Source organism: Streptomyces sp. 840.1 (genome assembly GCF_003751445.1).
GTDB lineage: Bacteria > Actinomycetota > Actinomycetes > Streptomycetales > Streptomycetaceae > Streptomyces.
Genome location: NZ_RJUU01000002.1, coordinates 1,064,281 through 1,083,728 on the forward strand (window position 1 = coordinate 1,064,281; position 19,448 = coordinate 1,083,728).

Consider the following 19,448-nt stretch of genomic DNA (forward strand, 5'->3'; position numbering starts at 1 on the left):
GGCCACCACGGCGTCGGCGACGCCTCCGGATCATGGGAGACTCGCCCCCATGAACGGCAAGGCGACCACCACCCGGACGAAGTTGGAGAGGGGCCGCAGCGCGCTCGGCCCCGCGCTGGAACTGGTCCATACCGGACGCGCGCCCACCCGTGCGGTCCTCACCTCCGAACTCGGCGTCACCCGTGCCACGGCAGGCGCGGTCGCCGCGGAGCTGGAGGCGCTCGGCCTGATCAGGGTGGACTCCAGCCCCGGTTCGGCCGCGGGCTCGCAGGGGCGCCCCTCGCACCGGCTGGCGGTGCGGGAGTCCGGGCCGGTGGCCGTCGCGGCCCAGGTCCACTCGGACGGCTTCCGGGCCGCCCTGGTGGGCCTGGGCGGCCGCCTCGTCGCGACCGCTCCCGGCTGCGTCACCATTACGGCCGACCCGGCGCAGGTCATCGGTGAAGTCGTCGACGACTGCGCCCGGTTGCTGCGGGACAGCGGGCTGAGGTGCGTGGGGGCGGGGCTCGCCGTGCCGTCCGCGGTGGCCGAGCCCGAGGGCACCGCCCTCAACCCGCTCCACATCGCCTGGCCGGCGGGCGCCCCGGTCCGCGAGATCTTCGCCACATGCGTGCGCGAAGCGGGCATCGCGGGACCGGCGTTCACCGGCAACGACGTCAACCTCGCCGCGCTCGCCGAGCACCGCCACGGAGCCGGGCGCGGCGCCCAGCACCTGCTCTGCGTGGCCACGGGCCACCGGGGCGTCGGCGGGGCGCTCGTCCTGGACGGCCGCCTGCACAGCGGGAGTTCGGGGCTGGCCCTGGAGGTCGGCCATCTCACGGTCAACCCGGAGGGCCGGCCCTGCCACTGCGGCGGCCGGGGCTGCCTCGACGTGGAGACCGACCCGCTCGCCTTCCTCACGGCGGCCGGGCGCCGGCCCGGCCCCGAGGAGTCGCTCCTCAAGCAGTCCGGGGACCTGCTGCGCAACGAGTACGACGACGTGGCGGTGCGCGTCGCCGCCGAGGAGCTGATCGACCGGCTGGGCCTCGGCCTCGCCGGGCTGGTCAACATCCTCAACCCGGACCGGATCATCCTCGGCGGGCTGCACCGCGCGCTGCTCGACGCCGACCCGGAACGGCTGCGGGCCGTCGTCGCCGACCGCAGCCTGTGGGGGCGCAGCGGCAGCGTGCCGATCCTGCCCTGCACCCTCGACCACAACAGCCTGGTCGGCGCGGCGGAGCTGGCCTGGCAGCCGGTGCTGGACGACCCTCTGGGCGCACTCGCCTGAGCGGACGCGCGGGCGCGCGGACGGCCGGCGGGGCCTCGGCCCGCCGGCCGTCCGCAGGCTTCGGGCCTCAGTCCTCGCGCACCGGTTCGAAGGCGAAGGCCCTGGCCGGGTTGGCGACCAGCGCCGCCTCCACGAGATCCGTCCCCAGGGACTCCTCCAGGCGCGGACGGAGCCGGCGCAGCAGGTACGGCATGCCCGGCGTCTCCGGCACGGTGGTGTCGCCGCCGAGCAGCAGCTGCCCGCCGAATCCCGCCTCGGCCAGCGCAGCCAGCTCCTCGGGCAGCCGCCAGTCCGTCGCGTGGTTGGCCCGGGACGGTCCGTCGAAGGCGAGGAACGCCCCCGCCCGTGCCGCGTCCCGCTGCACGGCGCCGTCCGGTGAGCGCCCCAGGTGCCCGAGGATCACCCGCTGCGGGGCGACGCCCAGTTCCCCGCAGAGCAGTTCGAGCACATCGAGCGCGGCGGTGCCCAGCTCCAGGTGGACGGCGATCGGCGCGCCCGTGCGGTGATGGGCCTCGGCCGCCGCGGTCATGGTGAGCCGGGCGTGCGCGTCGACCGTGTGGAAGGCGCCGGCGACCTTGATCAGTCCCGCCCGTACGCCGGAGGCGCCGATGCCCTCCGTGAGCTCCGCGACGAAGAGCGGGGCGAGCCGGTCCCGGATCCGGTCGAGTCGCGCGGGCGGATACTGCGCCGCCTGGTGCAGCCCGGTGGCCGCCACCACGTGCACGCCCGCCGAACGGGACAGCGCGGCCAGTGATCCGGCCCCGCGCCCCATCCCGTGGGGCGTCCACTGCACCACCGCGTTGCCGCCGGACTCCTTGAAGGCGCCGAGCCGCCGGGCGGCGTCCTGCGGGTCGTCCAGCTCCTGGCCCGGCAGCGAGGGGCTGCGGATGAAGAGGTGGTCGTGGGCGTCGCACACGCCCAGTCCGCCGGGGTCGACGTCCCCGAGAACGGTGCGGACCGTGGCTACCACTGGCGCCCCTCCTTGAGTTCCTCGCGTTCCGGCCGGCTGACGTGGAGTACCTCGAAGCGCTCGCCGGGTTCCCCGGGCGCGGGGTCGTCCCAGAGTGTGAAGTGGACCAGCTCCCAGTGGCGGGGGTCCACGGCGAGCGCGGTGACGACCGCGCCGGGCAGCTTCGCGCGCCGGCGGCTCTCCTCCAGTGCGGCCCCGACCGCGTCGGCCGGGGCGGTCGCCGGGGGAATGAGTGAGCGGCTCCGGGTGGCAGCGCGGGGGAGTGCGGCCGACGAGGGGCCGTGCTCGAACGACAGCCCGGTCCAGTGCAGTACCTCCGGACGCCCGAAGTCCCGCACGATGCCCTGGAATCCGGGTCCCCAGAGGAAGGAGTTCATGCCCTCGGGCGTCGACCAGAGATAGAACGGCGCGTACTGGTTGACCGGCGAGTCCTCGCCGCGCTCCCGGATCAGGTAGGCCTTGACGCCGAGGCCGGGGAAGTCGTCCAGGAGGGGGCCCTTGGCCCTCACCCGGTCCCGGATGATGCCCATGTCGTAGTCGGCGGGCAGGGTGATCTCGTACTGCATGGCGTGCATCGTCCGCTCCTCAGGCCGTCGGGTACTCGGGGACAGCGGCCTCGGGGTGCCAGTGGATGGTGGCGCCGTCGTCGGCGGCCTCGACGAGAGCCAGATGGGTCATGAAGCTGCGGGGCGCGGCGCCGTGCCAGTGCCATTCGCCGGGCTCGATCCACACCGTGTCACCGGCCCGGATCGGCTCCACCGGACCTCCCCGGCGCTGCACCAGGCCCTCGCCCTCGGTGACGTGGAGGACCTGGCCGTGCGGGTGGGTGTGCCAGGCGGTGTGCCCGCCCGGCGCGAAGTGCACGCTGAACAGCCTCAGCCGGGACGGTGGTTCGGGCGCCGCGATCTCGTCGAGCCAGACACTGCCGTTGAAGTGCTCGGGGGGTCCGGCCTGTGTGCCGGGGCGGTTCCTGGTGATGCGCATCCGTGCGGGGCTCCTTGTGCGTCGGTCGCGTGCGGCGGCGGTTCAGGCAGCGTCCGTGGCGGGGGCGAGCAGAGTGAGCAGACCGCGGACGGCGGCGTCGAAGGCATCCGTCGAGCCGGCGGCGCGGGCCAGTACGTAGCCGCCCTGCACCGTCGCGACGATCGTCGCCGCGATGTCGTCCGGTACCAGGGTGTGGCGGAACTCGCCGCGCTCCAGGCCCTCCTGGACGATGGCGGCGAGCCTGCCGCGCAGCCACGCGATCGTCTCGTCGACGGGGGCCCGCAGTTCGTCGCTCGCGATGACGTCCGGGTCCATCGTCAGCCGCCCTACGGGGCAGCCCCGCAGGACGTCGCGTTCACGCAGCAGGTAGCGCGAGACGCGCTCGTACGCCGACCCCGGCGCGTCGAAGGTGCGCCCGGCCGTCTCGCGCATCTCGGCGGACGTCTGCTGGATGGCGGTGAGGGCCAGGTCGGGCTTCCCGCTGAAGTGGTGGTACATGCTGCCCTGGCCCGCGCCCGCCCGCTGCTGGATGGCCTTGGGGCTCGTACCCACGTATCCGCGCTCCCACAGGAGCTCCTGGGTGGCTTCGATCAGACGGTCCGGAGTGCTCATGAAGACACTGTACATACTAGTAGGTACAGAATCCACGGCTCCAGGAAAGAGGCGGGAGCAGGCGTCGGCCCGCAGTCTGCTCCCGTGGGGGTACGCGCACGGCCGCCGGCCGTACGACGACGCTGACCCCCGCTCGGAGACAGGCTCGGAGGTGACAGAAGAACGTGGACGAGAACCCTCGAACGAGGAGCTGACCGAGATGAACACCCTGGCCTTCAACGGCGGACCCGGACCGTGGATCCTCTTCTTCCCGCTGATCTGGGCGGCCGTCGTCATCGGCGTCGTCACGCTCGTGCGCCGCACCGTCCGGCGGGGCGGACGTGGCGGGCGCGGCCCCTGGCAGGTCCGGGCCGCACCGGGCGGGCCCGTTGAACCCTCGCCGATCGAGTTGCTCGGACGCCGCTTCGCCGCCGGGGAGATCGACGAGGACGAGTACTGGCGCCGGCTCTCCGTCCTCGACGAGCAGTTCGGCACCCGCGGCAGGGACCGTGCGGCGTGACCGTCGCTCCCCGGGGCGAGCGACAGGAGCGGAGCGCCCCGGAGGCGCCCCGCTCCTGTCGTGTCAGCCGACCGACACGGACCGTGCCACCGAGGGCTGCACACCCTCCGGCGACATGATGCCGCTCAGGTCGAACGGTCCGTCGGTCGTCGCCCCGTACACCGAATGCGGTGGCTGGACGGCGAACAGGGAAGGGGCCGGAAGGGTGAACCACACGATCTTTCCGGCTCCGCCCCGGGGGCGGACACCCCAGCTCTCGCTGACCGCGGCGATCAGTGCGAGTCCGCGACCCGAGGTACTGGAGTCGTTGGCCTCGCGCACGGTCGGTAGCCGTGGGTCGTGGTCGTGAACGGACACCGTCAGCCGTTCGAGCAGCAACTCGACCTCGACGGTGCATGATTTGTCCGGCTGTGCATGCCGGTGGACATTGGTCAGCAGTTCCGTGACGCCCAGCGCTGCATGGTCGATCAAAGGATCGAGATGCCAGTAGCGCAATTGCGCCGAGATGATTCTGCGGACCTGACCGATTCGCGACGGCAGGGCCTGGAGCTCCACCGTGCAGTGCCTGCTTGGCTCGCTGATCACGGCTGCGACTCCCCGAAATAGGTCCGGAAGAAGACGAAGGGACGGATTCAGCAGCTGGCCGACTGCTGATTCCGGGCCGGCGGCCTGGATCACAGTGTCACCGCCGGTAAACCATGAGTGACGTGACTCCAATGTCGCTCAGGGGATACGGCTCCGCAACTCGCGGTGCCCCCGCCGCCCCGCTCCGTCAGCCACGCACGGAGGCCGCCCCGCGCAGCGCTTCGAGGAACCGGCGTGCCGGGCCGGCGTCGTCGGGCTTTCCCGGGCGCCGCGGCATCGTCAGCCGGTACCGCGTCCCGTTGACCCGGGCAACCGTCGCGTCCGAGCCCGCGAACCACGCTCTGCCCGTGCTCACGGTCCCCACCGGTGCGCTGTCGATCTCCCGGCCGTAGCTGGTCAGCAGCGCCAGCCGGCCGTCCTTGACGGTCACCTGGCCGGCCCGTGAGAGCGACCGCGCCCACCGGTCGATCCGCACACCTGTCTCACTGAACTCCGTTTCGGACATGGTCCCTTCGCCCCCTTCGTCACGCCCCCGAATGAAAGTGTGCACAACCCGGCCCCGCTGCACCAGACCGGGGCGGGGCGCAATGACGGATTTGCGCCGCGACCGCTCCCGCAGGCGCCCCGCCCGCAACACCAAGGCAGGGCTATGGAGTATCAAAGTCAATGTTTGTGCAGGTAGGGGGCATATCGTGGGGCGCGCCGAGACCGGTCGTACGAGGAGAAGCGCGCTGATGGACACGAGTGAGCACAGACACGACGGCGAAGCGGTCGCCACCGTGGACATCGACCGCACCGACCTGGCGTACCGGGCCTGGCTCAAGGAGGCCGTACGCAAGGTCCAAGCCGATGCCAACCGCTCCGCCGACACCCATCTGCTGCGCTTCCCGCTGCCCGAGAGCTGGGGCATCGACCTCTACCTCAAGGACGAGTCGACGCACCCCACCGGCAGTCTCAAGCACCGGCTGGCGCGCTCCCTCTTCCTCTACGGGCTCTGCAACGGCTGGATCCGACCCGGAAAGCCGGTGATCGAGGCATCGAGCGGTTCGACCGCCGTCTCGGAGGCGTACTTCGCCAAGCTGATCGGGGTGCCGTTCATCGCCGTCATGCCCCGCACCACCAGTCCCGAGAAGTGCCGGCTCATCGAATTCCACGGCGGCCGCTGCCACTTCGTGGACGACTCGCGCAGGCTGTACGAGGAGTCCGCCACGCTCGCCGCGGAGTCCGGTGGTCACTACATGGACCAGTTCACCTATGCCGAGCGGGCCACGGACTGGCGCGGTAACAACAACATCGCGGAGTCGATCTACCAGCAGCTGAGGCTGGAGCGGTACCCCGAGCCCGCCTGGATCGTCGCCACGGCGGGCACCGGCGGCACCTCCGCGACCATCGCGCGGTACGTGCACTACATGCAGCACGACACCCGGATCTGTGTGCCCGACCCGGAGAACTCCTGTTTCTTCGACGGCTGGACCCACCACGACCCGCTCGCCACCAGCGACTGCGGATCACGGATCGAGGGCATCGGCAGACCGAGGATGGAGCCGAGCTTCGTCCCCGGAGCCATCGACCGGATGATGAAGGTCCCGGACGCGGCCACGGTCGCGGCCGTGCGCGCACTGGAGCGCTCCATCGGCCGCAAGGCCGGCGGCTCCACCGGGACGGGGCTGTGGAGCGCGTTCAAGCTGGTCGCGGAGATGCTCGCCCAGGGCGAGACCGGCAGCATCGTCACCCTGATCTGCGACCCCGGGGACCGGTACCTCGACAAGTACTACTCCGACTCCTGGCTGGCCGCCCAGGGCCTGGACATCGATCCCTACACCCGGACCATCGACCACTTCCTGGAGACCGGCAACTGGCCGGGCCAGCAGGGGAGTACGGCCTGATCCGCCCGGGAGTGCACGCTGCGCCGCTCAGCCCCCGGCCGGATCGGAGAGCCGCCGGCCGAGGTTGCGCACCGCGTCCCGGAACGACCTGCCGACCGCCGGCCGGGCCCGCCGCAACGTGAACCGGAACAGCGCCGACCCGTCGGCGGCGAAGGTCCACCGCACCCGGGTGCCGGTGCCCGCCGGGGTCAGCAGCCACTCCTCCACCAGGGCGTGCAGCCCTGGTGCGTTGGACTCGTCGATCCGATAGGCGTACCGCCGGCCGGGCTCGGCGGCCACGATCGTCTCCCGGAACCTGATCCCGCCCCGGAGCCGTACCTCGCGTCCCGCGCCCGCGTCGACCGGCCGCGCCGCCGTCACCGGGGTGAACCACTCGGGCGTGGCCTCGACGTCATCGGCCAGCGCGCGGTACACGGCCTCGGGCGGCGCGGCCACCTCGGCGGCGAAGACCAGTCTCAGCGGAGCGGACTCGATGAAGTCGAGTTCCACCGTGCGGAGTCGGCGTGCCATGGAACGCACCTCCCGTGCGGTCGGCGGCGGACGGGCCGCTGACACCATAACTGGCATACCGTCAGATGTCTGCGGCGGTACGCCGACCGAACCGGCCGTCCGTACGAAGGGTCCCGGTCAGCGTACCGCTGTGAGTGAACCGCCCTCCCTCAGCCGGGCCTTCAGGTCAACCGAGGCGTTCCGTGCCGCCGGCACCGCGAGCGTCGTACCGGCCGCCGATTCGCGGACCGCCCCGGTGGCCTCGATCCGGTCCACCGCACGGCTCCCCGCCGCCAGCACGTACCACCGCCCGGAGGGCGCCTTCCAGTGCGTGCCGCCCAGGACGTGCTGACCGAACCTGCTGCACAGCGCCGTGTCGCGCCGGTCGCCCACCACGGTCGCCGGGGCGCTCAGCGAGGGATCGGGGGCCAGGAACTGCACCAGCACGCGTCCGGGGCCCTGCCAGGTGTCGGCCCGGGTGCAGACCCACTGGGCCGGGGCGCCGCCCTCCGGCAGGCGCTGCTCGGCGAAGTCCCAGTTGTTGACCGCACGCACACCCGTCCCGCGCAGCGCCCGCAGTGAGCACGCGGTGCGCGCCCAGCTCAGCAGCGCGGGACCGCCCGTCGCCTCCCTCGGCTGCCGTGCGGGCGCGCCGCCGCCGGGCTTCGGGGTGAAGGTGAGATGCACCGGATTAAGATCACCCAGGTCCGTGACGAGGAAGGCGTGCTTCTCCACGATGCGCTCGGAGGAGCGCAGTTGCATCACCGGCCAGGAGTCGCAGTTGCCGCCCGGCGACGGACGCGCGACGGCGGCCGTCACGCCGTCCGCCCCGACCTTCAGCGCACGGGCCGGAGTGTCCGGCCGCAGCAGATCGCGCGTCGTGGTCTGCGAGATCCAGGGAGCCAGCAGATAGCGGGCACGGTCACCGCTGCGGCTGACGACCACCGCGGCTCCCGTCGTCACGTCGGCGTCATCCGTCCGGGCGAAGTCCAGCGCGGGAGCCCCGGTCCCGGACAGCGGCTCCGCGTAGCGCACCACCCGTACCCCGCCGTCGTGGAACAGCACCACGGCGGCACCGTCCACCTCACCCGCGTACAGCAGCCGAGGCGGCTGGGCCGGGGGCACCGGGAGGGCCCCCGGGGTGGTCGAGACCGAGGTGCCTCCCGGGGTACGGCCCCAGGCCCGCAGCGCCCGGCCGAGGAGTTCCCGGTCGTCGGTGCGGTCGCCTCGGGCCGGCCACGCGGTGAAGTCGACACGTGAAGTGTCCGCCCACTCCTCGGCGGCGGTGCGCAGCAGCGCCGCCGGATCGAGGGCGGGCGCGAGCGTGCTCCGGGCACCGGGGACGCGGACCGCCGAACCCTCCTCGGCCAGCGCGACCACACCGCCCGCCACCACACACAGCGCCGCCACGCCCGCCACCACCCTCATCCGGTGCCGGCGTCGCAGCAGATCGCTCGGCCGGGTCTGGACCACGCACGGGTCGAACTCCCCGGAACGCAGCAGTGCCTCGGCCCCCGCCCGGTCGCCGGCCCCGAGCTGCCTGGCCGCCCGCACCGCACGCGCCGGGTCCCTCGCGTCCGCACGGGCGAGCAGGGCCTGCGCCTCGGGTTCGTCCAGCTCCTCCAGCAGCCGCAGCGCGAACGCCGCCCGGACGGCCGCGGACACCGCCGACAGCTCCTGGTCCAGCGCCAGTTCGGCCGCTCCGCCGGCCCGCGGGAAGAGCCGCAGACCCCAGACGGCCGGGAGCGAGGGGCGCAGCGCCGCCGGGGCCGGCAGCCGCCCCGGCCACCAGCGCGGCCGCCGCTCGTGGGCCAGCGCGGTGCGCAGTACCCGTAGCCGCATCCAGGCGTAGGCGGAGGTGACACCGACGGCCGGTGCGGGGCCGGGGGACGCCCCGCGAGTCTGGGCCGGAACCCGGGCGGGCGCCGGTGTTTCGGGCGCCGTACCCACCCCCGGCAGCGCACGCTGCACCGAGGCGTGGGCGGCCAGCACCCTGCGGTGCCGGCCGAGGGCGGGCGGCAGCACCAGATAGGCGAGCCGGACGAGACGCGGATAGTGCTCCACGAGCGCGGCCTCGGCCTGCGGGACGCCGGGGCGTTCGCTGCTGCCGGAGGACCGCTGCTGCGGTTGGTGGATCGGCATGAATTCGGTGCTTCCTGAGCCGTAGGCGGAAACCGTCACACCGACAAACGACTCGATCGTGTGACGGTCACATCACCTGCTCAGGGCACCCGTCAGCACCGTGCGGACCGCCCCACCTGTCACCGATAGCCCTGCGCCGGCCGGTCGAGCATGGAGTCGAGCACCCGGCCGAAGACCCGCCGCCCCGCACCGGAGATCAGCGGATCACCCCACCTCGGCAGCAGCCGGACACTCAGCTCCTCCACCCACACCACGTGGGAGCCGGCATGGGTGGGATACACGTCGATCGACGCCCGGCCCAGCACCACCCGGCCGCGCTTCTCCAGACGGCACATCCCCGCCCGGCCGCCGGACGGCGGCGACCACCGGACCACTTCCATCGGATCGTCGAACGCCAGCGGCCCGAGGCCGGTACGCGCCACGAAGACCGTCCCGGTCCGGGTCGGCAGCCCGTCGGGCACCGTGATCGTGGTCAGCGGGACATGAGCGGCGTGCCGTTCCCAGTCCGTCACCCGGCGCCAGGACTCGGCTGCGGGAAGAGGAGTGAAGCGCTCGATCCGGAAGACGGCCACAGCACGATCCTAGGCCGTCACGCTCCTCCCGCGAGCTGAGCGGAATCCGAGGCCGCCGAGGGCCCGGCCGATCCGCCGCTCAGACCTGCGCGGGTCCGCCGTCCGCGTCCCGGCCCGCGACGACCAGACCGGGCAGGTGCTCCTCGATCTCCTCGCGGGCCTCCCCGGACAGGCCCGCGTCCGTGACGAACGTGTTCACCTGCTCGAGCGTCGCGAACGAACTCAGCCCCACCGTTCCCCACTTGGTATGGTCCGCGACCACCACCACGCGCCGCGCCGACTGCACGAAACGCCGGTTCGTCTCGGCCTCCGCCAGGTTCGGCGTGGACAGACCGGCCTCGACGGAGATGCCGTGCACGCCGAGGAAGAGCACATCGAAGTGGAGCGAGACGATCGCCTGGTCCGCGACCGGGCCGACCAGCGAGTCGGACGGCGTCCGCACCCCACCGGTGAGCACCACCGTCGCGGCACCCGGCCGGGCGCCCGGCGACCCCGGACGCTGCGCCGCGTGGAACACATCGGCGACCCGCACCGAGTTGGTCACCACCGTCAGGTCCGGCACATCCAGCAGGTGCTGGGCGAGCGCGTAGGTCGTGGTGCCGCCGGAGAGGGCGATCGCACTGCCGGGCACGGCCATCGCGGCGGCAGCCCGTGCGATGTCCTCCTTGGCGGTCAGCTCCAGCGTCGACTTCGCCTCGAACCCGGGCTCGTGCGTACTCGCCTCGACCACCGGTACGGCGCCGCCGTGCACCTTCTCGATGACACCCAGCCGGGCCAGCGCGTCCAGGTCCCGGCGGACGGTCATGTCGGAGACGCTCAGCTTGCGGGTCAGCTCATTGACCCTGACCCCGCCGCGCCTGCGCACCTCGTCGAGGATCAGCGCACGCCGCTGCTCCGCGAGCAGATTCTGATTCTCGCTCAACGCCGGGTCCGGTCCTTCCCTGTGGCCGTGCAGGAGTCCGTTCGGACGGGCTCATCCTGCCACGCGGTGTCGCGGGCCGCCGCACTGGGGAGATTTCGTAAGAGCGGCACGGATTCCGCCACCCGGCCGCGAGTCTGGTGACCGGCCATCAGCCGGCCTCCCCCCTGCGAGAGCGAGTCACCCCAGTGCCACCTCCCACCCAGGCCCCGCAGAGCACCGGACCAGCGCTGGAACTGCTGGTCCACGGTGTGGGCGGAACCACGCCCCAGGAGATGCTCCTCGACCCGCGCACGGTGCGCGTCACCGGCGACGCCACCGCCGCCATATACCGGCGCTCCGGCGACGTCGACGCGGAGCAGCACCCCGAGCGGTACCGGGACCAGCCCATTCCCGAGGCCTACTGCTGGTCCAATCTCACGTCCGGCAACGGCTCCCGTGCACTGTGGCTCCTGCTGCTGCCGTTCATGGTGATCAACCTCGCCCACTGGATGCGCCCGGCCGCCACCGGCCGCCCCCGCACGATCCGGCTCTACGGGGCGCTCGTCCGGCTGGTCGCGCTGAGCCTCACCGTCCTGCTGACCGCCGCGGCCTGCGAGGTCGCGCTCGATCTGACCGCCTGGCAGTGCGCCGGTGTGCACGCCTGCTCCGACCAGCGCTCGTGGCTGGGATTCCTGTCCGCCGCCCAGGGCGGCTGGTGGTCCCAGCCCGGCCGACGGCTCGCCCTCGCGGCGCTGGTGCCGACCGCCCTGGTGGGACTGCTCTGGTACCTGTCCAACCGTACCTGGAGCGCCTACGAGTCCCAGCGCCCGCTGACCGGCTCGGTCCCGGACGACGACGGCGGCGGGCCGGTGGCCGGCGCCCCCGCCGAGCCCCTGCGGCCCGCGCTCGGGCGCCCCGGATTCTGGTTCGGCCGCCGGCTCGTCGCCCGGCTGCGCGCCGCCCACACCGCCGCCGGCTTCCTGACCGTCACCGCCTCCGTCGCGGGCGCCGCCGCCAGGCACGACCGGGCCGCCGACGGCGCGGTCCCGGCCCTGTACGGACGGCTGATCGAGGCGCTGCTCGTCCTGGGCATGCTCGTCGTGCTCTGGGTCGTCTGCCGGCGCGGCCGCAGCGAACGGCGCCTCGACAACCGGCTCGACCGCGCCGTCATCACCTACCTGCCGGGGGCCGCGCTGACCCTGCTCGTCCTCGCCTCGGTGCACGCCGCCTGGTCCCGCCCCGGCTGGGCGTCGGCGGGCACCCTCCCCGGCGACATCACCTTCCGCGTGGTCACCCTCGCCCAGGGCGCCCTCGTCGTCGTCCTCGCCGCCGTGGCGTGGCTCCTGTACCGGCGCAGCCCGGAGCCGCGCACCGTGATGCACGGACTCGGCGGCCCCGCGGTCGCGATGCTCGCCTGCGCACTGGGCGGCGTGATGACCGGCGGGGTGGCCCAGCGGGTGGCCGACTGGCTCGACGGGCCCGGCAGCCCAGGTATGGGCCGCAGCGCCGTCATCGACGGACCACCGGTCCTGCTCAGCTGGCAGGCCTCCGTCATCCCCGTGCTGCTGTTGCTGCTCCTGCTCCCCGGCATCGCACTCGGCGTACGGACCTACCTCACTGCCCGCCGCCTGGAGCCGGCCGTCGACGCGGAGTACGAGGAGCGGCGGCCCGACCCAGCCCGTACCAGGCAGATCGCCCTGACCCGCGCCACGGCCGCGCTCACCGACTCGGCGCCCGGCATCGTCGGCCTGGTCTCCGGCGCCACCCTGCTGCTCGGCGCCGCGGCGGTCGGCGGGGCCTGGGCGAGCGGACAGGTGCCGGGACTCGCGATGGACGGCAGCAGCCCCTTCGTCGAATCGATGGCCGAGGCGGCGCAGTCGACCGGCTCCTGGATGATCGGCTTCGGCTTCCTGGTCTTCGTCGCCTGCGGCCGGCGCGCCTACCGGGACGCCTCCGCCCGGCGCACGATCGGCATCCTCTGGGACGTCGGCACCTTCTGGCCGCGCGCCGCGCACCCCTTCGCACCGCCCTGCTACGCCGAGCGCGCCGTCCCCGACCTGGCCTCACGCATGTCCGGCTGGACGGCACGGACCAAGGGCCGGCTCGTCATCTCCGGCCACTCCCAGGGCAGCGTCCTGGCCGCGTCCGCGGTCTGGCAGCTGCCCGCCGCCACCCGGCGCAGGGTCGCCCTGCTGACCTACGGCTCACCGATCGAGCGGCTCTACGGACGCTGGTTCCCGGCCTACTTCGGCCCCGCCCAGCTGCACGGGCTGCACCGCTCCGTGCACTGCTGGCGCAATCTGTGGCGGGCCACCGACCCGATCGGCGGCGAGGTCCGCCTGGGTGAGGAGTCCGGCCCCGAGGTGGACCGGGGCCCGCTGAAGGACCCGCTGGTCTACGGGCGCACCCCCGAGCACCCGCTGCCCGAGCCGGTGCTGGGCCACTCCGACTACCAGGCCGACCCGGTCTTCGCCCGGGAGCGGGCCGCACTCCTGGAACGGCTTTCCCCGGTCCTGCCCCAGCAGGCCGACGAGCCCCGGCACGAACTCAGGGAAGTTCCGGGAGGTCCTCCGGATACAGCAGGGTGAGGTCGTCCGTGCTCGTCTCCGCGAGCTGGGCGACCCGGCCCGCATGCCGCTCCACCATCGACTCGAAGGTCTGACGGGCCGTCCGGCCGTTGCCGAAGGCGGGCCCCTTGGGCAGCTCCGTGAAGTACTTCAGCAGCGCCTCGTCCGTCCCGGAGGCCAGGCTGTACTCCTGCTCCTCGGTCTGCTGCTCGACGATCCGCAGCAGCTCCCGGGGCTCGTAGTCGCTGAAGGTGATCGTCCGTGAGAACCGGGACGCCACACCGGGGTTGACGGTCAGGAACCGCTCCATCTCGTTGGTGTATCCGGCGACGATGACGACCACCGCGTCCCGGTGGTCCTCCATCAGCTTCACGAGGGTGTCGATCGCCTCGCGGCCGAAGTCCCGCCCGGAGTCCTCGGGGGACAGGGCGTACGCCTCGTCGACGAACAGCACGCCGCCGCGCGCCCGGTCGAAGGCCTCCTGGGTACGGATGGCGGTCGAGCCGATGTGCTCGCCGACCAGATCGACCCGGGACACCTCGACCAGATGGCCGCGCTCCAGCACACCGAGGGAGGCCAGGATCTCGCCGTACAGCCGGGCCACGGTCGTCTTGCCGGTGCCGGGGGAGCCGGTGAAGACGAGGTGGCGGCGGACGGACGCGGCCTTCAGGCCGGCCTGCTGCCGTCGCCGCCCCACCTCGATCATGTCGGTGAGGGCGCGCACCTCGCGCTTGACGCTGTCGAGCCCGACCAGCGTGTCCAGCTCGCCCAGGACCGCCCCCGAGGTGCGCACCGGCTCGGCCGGCGCCTGGGCGGCGACGGGCCCGGCCGCACGCGGCGCGGGGACCGCCCCGAGCAGTCCGGGTGTCGTCTGGGTCGCCGTCAGGACGGCCGGCGGCGGGGGAGTTGCGGTGCGCAGCGCGCTCTCGTCGCTGGTGCAGTCCTCCACGACCGGACCGGTGCCGGACCCGTCGCCCTGGGCGCCGCCGTCCGGGAACTCGTAACCGCCGCGGGCACAGCGTTCGGTGCGGCACCGGGTCAGCGTCGTGCGGCAGCCCTCCATCACATGGAAGCCGTAGCCCTCGCTGCCGGTGACCCGGCAGCCGTGGAAGGTGCCTCGGCCCTCGGCCGACACGTAGAAACCGGCCTCGGCGGGCGAGGTGACCGTGCAGCGCTCGATCGTCGGGTCGGCGCCCTTGGTGACGATCACGCCGGTCTGGGCGGCGTCGATGGTGCAGTTGTTCAGGGTGCCGCCGCTCCCGTGGTCGCGGAACCAGGCGCCGGTCGATGTCTCACGGATCCGGCAGTCGTCGAGCTGCGCGGTCGCCCCGTCGCTCACGGATACCGCCGTGTTGCGGATCTGGGAGAGGTCGCTGTCCACGACGTCGGCGCGCGAGCCCCGGTCGAGCACGAAGATGGCGTCCGGAACGTCGTGGACGCGGCAGGAATCCAGTATCACCGTCGCGCCGTCGCTGACCCAGACCGCCGGGTAGTCGCCCGTACTGTCGTGGATCTCGCACTGGTTGGCGTCGACCCGGGTGCCAGGGTCCCAGACCGAGAGCCCGTTGCGGCCGAACCGGCGCACCGTGGAGCGGGTGAGGGTGAGGACCGAGCGCGAACGCAGGTCGACCGCGTTCTCCGGGATGTCGTGGATGTCGCAGTCGGCCAGGGTGAGCACCGCGTCGGTGTCGAGGGTGACCCCGTCGGCCGACGTGCGGTGGACCGTGCAGTCGGTGAGATGGGCGGAGGCGCGGGCGGCCACCTGTATTCCGCTGCCCTTGATCTCGTAGATCTCGCAGCCGACCGCTTCCAGCCCGCTGCCCTCGCCCGTCACGGACAGTCCCGCGCCCGAGGAGTGATGGACGCGGCAGCGCTCCAGGCGGGGGTGTGCGCCGTCGCGCACCGAGACACCGGACTGTCCGGCCGAGACGACCTCGCACTCCTCGAACACACCGCCCGCTCCGTCGAGTACGGCGATGCCGACTCCGGCCGGATTGTCGACGGTGCAGCGGCGCACGGTCGGCCGGGCCGCACCGCGCACCTCCAGACCGGCGGCCGAGCGGGTCACGATCCGCAGGTCCGCGAGTTCCGGGGCGCCTTCCTCGATCAGCAGGGCGGGGGCCGCGGAGTCCTGGCCCTCGATGTGGAGGTCCTGGACCACGGCGGAGGCGCGCAGCGTCAGCGGTACGCCGTCGGCCGGGGCGATCCGGACGGATCCAAGGGAGCCCTCGGGCCCGCGCAGCGTCACCGCGCGGGCGATGACGAGGTTCTCCCGGTAGGTGCCCGGCGCGACGGTGAGCACATCACCGTCGGCCGCGGCCTCCAGGGCCGCGGTGAGGGAGGCGTATTCGCCAGTGCGGCGCCGCCACCGCGATGTGCCGGTGTGCGTCACCTGGACCGTGCCCTGTGCCATGGCGCTGACGTGCCCCCGCCTCGTGCGTGTGTGATGCCCTGGTCACCGGCCTCACGGCGATGACCACCCAGAAGTCCGCCCGCCGCAGTGACGGGCGGGCCGGTCCACCGTAGCGCGCGCGGAGGGCGGGAGTTGACCTGATCGGCACCCTCCCGGTGCCGTGACGGGCAAAGCCTGCCGGGCGGGGCGCACCCGGCTCAGCTGCCGGTGCCCGTCCTGCCCCAGTCGGGACCGGCCCTGGCCCATGCCCGGTCGAGCCGCTCGTACCGTGCCCGCACCATGCGCCATACGATCAGGCGCCGTCCGGACTCGATCAGCAGGGCGGTGAGCATCGCGGCGCCGAGCCCGGCCAGTGCGGCATGGGTGTGCGCCGTCGGAGCGTCCATGGGGCGCAGTGCGGGATGCCCCTCCGGGTCCGTCCAGATCCTCACCCGGGTCCCCGGCGCGGTGTTGCGTGCGGAGGTCGTCACCGTGGCGCTGCGGGCCGTGCCGTCCGGTGCGCGCCAGCGGGCCAGCACCGTGACCATGGCCGCGCGGTCGGTGGAGATCTCCGGGTCGGCGACGAAGTGCCGTGAACCCGAGGCCCGGTGCACCACGACGGCGGTGGTGAGATGGGTGCGCGCCTGCTGGGCGCGCACCGATTCCTGCAACGCGTCATCGGCGAGCGAGCCGAAGAACCAGCCGAGCGCCGGTGACGCCACCACGAGCAGCACGAACGCGGCCAGGGCCACCCACGCCTCGCGCCGGTCCGTGGCACGGCGCAGAGGGTTGTGCCGCCAACGCCAGACTCCCGAAAGTGCCCGCACAGTCCTGCACCCCCTTCCGTATCCGTCTTAACCCGATACGGTGCGGTCCGCGCGCCGGAGCGGCGAGGAGAGAGCAACCTCACCCCGTCCAACGCATCGGCCGGCTCCGGGAGTTCCCGCCCACTGGGGGCCGTTCGCCACGGACACCCGTGCGGGGGGCGGCTGCTGACCTCCTGAGGCCCGCGCGCCCGCGGCGGAGGCGGGCGACCGGCGAGGGCGGCCGTCGAGTCCCCATGGCTCGACTGCACTCTCGCCGGTCGTCTGTGCCGTCGGCACTCCGAACGGACGGCTGAGGACGGCACTCGGTACGGCAGGGCGCATGCGCCCATTCTGCCAGCAGCAGCCGACAGGCCGCCGTCCGCGGGGCGGTGTACCCCCTCAGGGCCCCTGAATGCCCCCGGACGGTTTTCCCGGTCCTAGTACCCTCGGCCGCCCTGGTACGGGCGGTTGTACGGGTCCTCGTACGGCGACTGCGCGGGAACCGGCCGCGGGGACGCGGGACGCATCGACTCGTAGCCGGTACCGGGTGCGGGCCGCGGCTGCTGGTGCTGTTGCGGCGGCGGCTGGTAGCCACCGCGGCTCGCGGCGGGCTGCTGCGGGATGTACGGCGCCGGGGCGTGCTGCAGATGGGCCGGCTGCATCGGCGCGTAACCCTGCTGGGCGGCCGGCTGCGGGTAGCCGTACGACGGGGTGGGCTGGGAGGGCGCCGAGGGGAGGGCCGGCAGGGCCGACGGAAGCGCCGGCAGATAGCTGTTGCCGGTGTCGTAGGCCGCAGGCACTCGGATCGGCGCGATCTGGGGGGTGCCCCGCTCCGCGACCAGGGAGTCGTAGATCGGAGTGTCGGGGAACGACGGCGCGGCGTAGTAGCCGCCACCGTAGGTGGAGCGAGGGGAGGTCATGCCACCTAAGTTAAGCCCACGATGTGCTGATTGGGGAGTCCCAATCCTGGGGTTATCCGTTTTACGCGGATTCTGCCCCCCTGACCTGCCAGAACATTGTTAAAGCCTTCGTTAACAGAGGGGGCTTTTCAGTCGGGGGTTCCGCAGGACGCGAATAGGTCTTGGTCAAATCCGGATAAGCGAGCCGGCCGCCCGGCTAAGGGAGTTCGGCGCCGAGCCGATCATGAACACGGAAAGAAAGGGAGGGAGCGGGCCGCCCGCTGTCCGGCGGTCCGCTCCCTCCCCTTTTCCTCCTCCGCGCCCGGTCAGGCGGCGGGCTCGCGCCGCAGCGCCACCACGTCGATCTCCACGAGGATGTCCATCAGGTCCGAACCGACGGTCGTGCGCACCGGGCGCGGATCGCTGAAGTGCTCCCGGTAGACCTCGTCGTACGCCGCGAAGTCCCGGCGCAGATGCTGGAGGTGGACCGTCGACTTCACCACGTCGTCCAGGTCCAGGCCGTCCGCCCGCAGCAGCGCGCGGAGGTTCGCCAGGACCTGGCGGGTCTGCTCCTGGACGGTGTCGGCCACCGCCCCGGTGTCCGGGTCCTGCGGGCCGAGGCCCGAGGTGAACAGGTACGGGCCGGCGGCGATCGCCTTGCTGTAGCCGCCGGCCGGCGGCGGTGTGCGGTCGCTGTGCACCGCGCGCTTGACGGGGGCCGCGCCGGGCCGGGAAGCGGTGCTCATCGGGTCAGGTCCCCCTCGCGCTCGTTGACGCCGGCGTAGTGGCGCAGCTTGTCCTCGTCGACCGTGACACCCAGTCCGGGACCCTCCGGCACCCGGAGCCGGCCGTTCTCCAGCGTGAGCGGCTCGATGATGTCGTCCGCGTGCAGGTAGTACATGGAGTCGATGGCGCGCGACAGCACCGGGGTGGACGCGACCACCGCGAGGTGCGCGGCCGTCGCGATGCCGAGCTCGCCGCCGCTGTGCAGGTTCATGCCGAGCCCGAACGTCTCGCAGTGTGCGGCCAGCGCCTTCGTCGGGGCTATGCCGCCCCACTTGTACACGTCACCGTGGATCACGTCGACGGCGTTCAGCCGCATCGCCGGCGCGAAGTCCTCGAAGCGCACCACGCACATGTTGGTGCACAGCGGGATGCGGACCTTCTGCCGGACCTGGCTCATGCCCTCGATCCCGACGCACGGGTCCTCCAGGTACTCCAGGTCCAGCTCCTCCAAAGCGATGCCGGCCCGGATGGAGTCCGGCACCGACCAGGCCGCGTTCGGGTCGACGCGCAGGTTCACGTCGGGCAGCGCCTCGCGCACCGCGCGCAGGATGGCGACGTCGCCCTCCACGTCCTTGGTGCCCTTGAGCTTCACGGCCGTGAAGCCGCCCTCGGCCACCACCCGCACGGTGTGCTCGGCCAGGGCGCCAGGCAGCTCGGCGGGGCGGGCACCGGGCGCGTCGGCGCGGGTGATCAGCGCGGTCAGCGGAACCTCGTCGCGGACCCGGCCGCCCAGCAGGTCGGTCACCGACTGGCCGGTGGCCTTGCCCATGGCGTCCCAGCAGGCGACGTCGAGCGCGGCGAGCGCCGCGTAGCCGAGGTAGCCGTGGAAGAACGGCACCATGTGGTGGCGGCGGTGGAAGGACTCCAGGGCGAACGGGCTCGTCCCGATCAGGTCCTTCGCCAGGTCGCGGACGATCGCGGCGACCGGCCGGCCCCACATCGTCTCGCCCCACCCCTCGACGCCGGAGTCGGTCCTGATGCGCACCACGGTGCGCGTCTCCCCGGTCTTCGTCTCGAAGGAGCTGGTGAACGGGTTGACCAGAGGCAGGTTGACGACCTGGACGTCGACCTCGGTGATCTTCATGCGGTGCGGG

General features: G+C 72.9%; 19 protein-coding genes. 4 read left to right on the forward strand and 15 right to left on the reverse strand.

What is annotated here, in order from left to right; all coding sequences use genetic code 11:
* Window positions 1-49: 49 nt before the first annotated feature.
* A complete protein-coding gene (locus tag EDD93_RS30805) occupies window positions 50-1,264 on the forward strand; it encodes an ROK family protein (RefSeq protein WP_123528758.1) in 1,215 nt (404 codons plus the stop codon).
* A gap of 67 nt (window positions 1,265-1,331) precedes the next feature.
* Here the strand turns inward: EDD93_RS30805 and EDD93_RS30810 are convergent, their stop codons facing one another.
* From EDD93_RS30810 to EDD93_RS30825, 4 genes are read right to left on the reverse strand one after another with little or no spacing between them, the layout of a single operon-like run.
* On the reverse strand, window positions 1,332-2,234 hold the full coding sequence (locus tag EDD93_RS30810; RefSeq protein WP_123528759.1) for a phosphotriesterase: 903 nt from the start codon (window positions 2,232-2,234) through the stop codon (window positions 1,332-1,334).
* Window positions 2,228-2,809, reverse strand: a complete 582-nt coding sequence (locus EDD93_RS30815) for a DUF4865 family protein (RefSeq protein ID WP_123528760.1) — start codon at window positions 2,807-2,809, stop codon at window positions 2,228-2,230. Before EDD93_RS30815 ends, EDD93_RS30810 begins: the two co-directional genes overlap by 7 nt.
* Window positions 2,810-2,819: 10 nt before the next feature.
* Window positions 2,820-3,218 (reverse strand): cupin domain-containing protein, encoded by a 399-nt coding sequence (locus EDD93_RS30820; protein WP_123528761.1) that lies wholly within the window; start codon window positions 3,216-3,218, stop codon window positions 2,820-2,822.
* Window positions 3,219-3,260: 42 nt separating this feature from the next.
* Window positions 3,261-3,830 (reverse strand): TetR/AcrR family transcriptional regulator, encoded by a 570-nt coding sequence (locus EDD93_RS30825; protein ID WP_260256007.1) that lies wholly within the window; start codon window positions 3,828-3,830, stop codon window positions 3,261-3,263.
* A gap of 199 nt (window positions 3,831-4,029) precedes the next feature.
* On the opposite strand from EDD93_RS30825, the gene EDD93_RS30830 reads away from it, so the two are divergent.
* The gene (locus tag EDD93_RS30830; protein WP_123528763.1) at window positions 4,030-4,329 is read left to right on the forward strand and encodes an SHOCT domain-containing protein; all 300 of its coding nucleotides are present in this window, start codon (window positions 4,030-4,032) and stop codon (window positions 4,327-4,329) included.
* Between the two features lie 63 nt (window positions 4,330-4,392).
* On the opposite strand, the gene EDD93_RS30835 is transcribed toward EDD93_RS30830, so the two are convergent.
* Both EDD93_RS30835 and EDD93_RS30840 read right to left on the reverse strand, forming a co-directional pair.
* A complete protein-coding gene (locus EDD93_RS30835) occupies window positions 4,393-4,914 on the reverse strand; it encodes an ATP-binding protein (protein WP_185092594.1) in 522 nt (173 codons plus the stop codon).
* A 187-nt stretch (window positions 4,915-5,101) separates the two neighbouring features.
* Window positions 5,102-5,419 (reverse strand): hypothetical protein, encoded by a 318-nt coding sequence (locus EDD93_RS30840; RefSeq protein WP_123528765.1) that lies wholly within the window; start codon window positions 5,417-5,419, stop codon window positions 5,102-5,104.
* Window positions 5,420-5,648: 229 nt separating this feature from the next.
* Between EDD93_RS30840 and EDD93_RS30845 the strand changes: the two genes are divergently transcribed.
* Window positions 5,649-6,800: a PLP-dependent cysteine synthase family protein gene (locus EDD93_RS30845; RefSeq protein WP_123528766.1), complete on the forward strand. Its 1,152-nt coding sequence runs from the start codon at window positions 5,649-5,651 to the stop codon at window positions 6,798-6,800.
* Window positions 6,801-6,827: 27 nt separating this feature from the next.
* Here EDD93_RS30845 and EDD93_RS30850 read toward each other — a convergent pair whose 3' ends face one another.
* The 4 genes from EDD93_RS30850 to EDD93_RS30865 form a co-directional block, all read right to left on the reverse strand.
* Window positions 6,828-7,310: an SRPBCC family protein gene (locus EDD93_RS30850; RefSeq protein ID WP_123528767.1), complete on the reverse strand. Its 483-nt coding sequence runs from the start codon at window positions 7,308-7,310 to the stop codon at window positions 6,828-6,830.
* Window positions 7,311-7,427: 117 nt separating this feature from the next.
* Complete coding sequence (locus EDD93_RS30855) at window positions 7,428-9,431, reverse strand: hypothetical protein (RefSeq protein WP_123528768.1); 2,004 nt, start codon at window positions 9,429-9,431, stop codon at window positions 7,428-7,430.
* Window positions 9,432-9,550: 119 nt separating this feature from the next.
* Window positions 9,551-10,003: an SRPBCC family protein gene (locus EDD93_RS30860; RefSeq protein WP_123528769.1), complete on the reverse strand. Its 453-nt coding sequence runs from the start codon at window positions 10,001-10,003 to the stop codon at window positions 9,551-9,553.
* Between the two features lie 79 nt (window positions 10,004-10,082).
* Entirely contained in the window at window positions 10,083-10,925 is an 843-nt protein-coding gene (locus EDD93_RS30865; protein WP_123528770.1) for a DeoR/GlpR family DNA-binding transcription regulator, read from the reverse strand.
* Between the two features lie 185 nt (window positions 10,926-11,110).
* Here EDD93_RS30865 and EDD93_RS30870 point away from each other — a divergent pair, with 185 nt between their 5' ends.
* The gene (locus EDD93_RS30870; protein WP_123528771.1) at window positions 11,111-13,492 is read left to right on the forward strand and encodes a hypothetical protein; all 2,382 of its coding nucleotides are present in this window, start codon (window positions 11,111-11,113) and stop codon (window positions 13,490-13,492) included.
* Here the strand turns inward: EDD93_RS30870 and EDD93_RS30875 are convergent.
* From EDD93_RS30875 to EDD93_RS30895, 5 genes are all read right to left on the reverse strand, one after another.
* Complete coding sequence (locus tag EDD93_RS30875; RefSeq protein WP_123528772.1) at window positions 13,452-15,884, reverse strand: right-handed parallel beta-helix repeat-containing protein; 2,433 nt, start codon at window positions 15,882-15,884, stop codon at window positions 13,452-13,454. The two genes, EDD93_RS30870 and EDD93_RS30875, sit on opposite strands and share 41 nt — an antisense overlap.
* Before the next feature lie 197 nt (window positions 15,885-16,081).
* Window positions 16,082-16,690: a hypothetical protein gene (locus EDD93_RS30880; protein WP_123528773.1), complete on the reverse strand. Its 609-nt coding sequence runs from the start codon at window positions 16,688-16,690 to the stop codon at window positions 16,082-16,084.
* Between the two features lie 416 nt (window positions 16,691-17,106).
* Complete coding sequence (locus EDD93_RS30885; RefSeq protein ID WP_123528774.1) at window positions 17,107-17,589, reverse strand: DUF6643 family protein; 483 nt, start codon at window positions 17,587-17,589, stop codon at window positions 17,107-17,109.
* A 305-nt stretch (window positions 17,590-17,894) separates the two neighbouring features.
* Window positions 17,895-18,314, reverse strand: coding sequence for a RidA family protein (locus EDD93_RS30890; protein ID WP_123528775.1), 420 nt, complete (start codon window positions 18,312-18,314; stop codon window positions 17,895-17,897).
* A complete protein-coding gene (locus tag EDD93_RS30895; protein WP_123528776.1) occupies window positions 18,311-19,438 on the reverse strand; it encodes a mandelate racemase/muconate lactonizing enzyme family protein in 1,128 nt (375 codons plus the stop codon). Before EDD93_RS30895 ends, EDD93_RS30890 begins: the two co-directional genes overlap by 4 nt.
* Window positions 19,439-19,448: the final 10 nt, after the last annotated feature.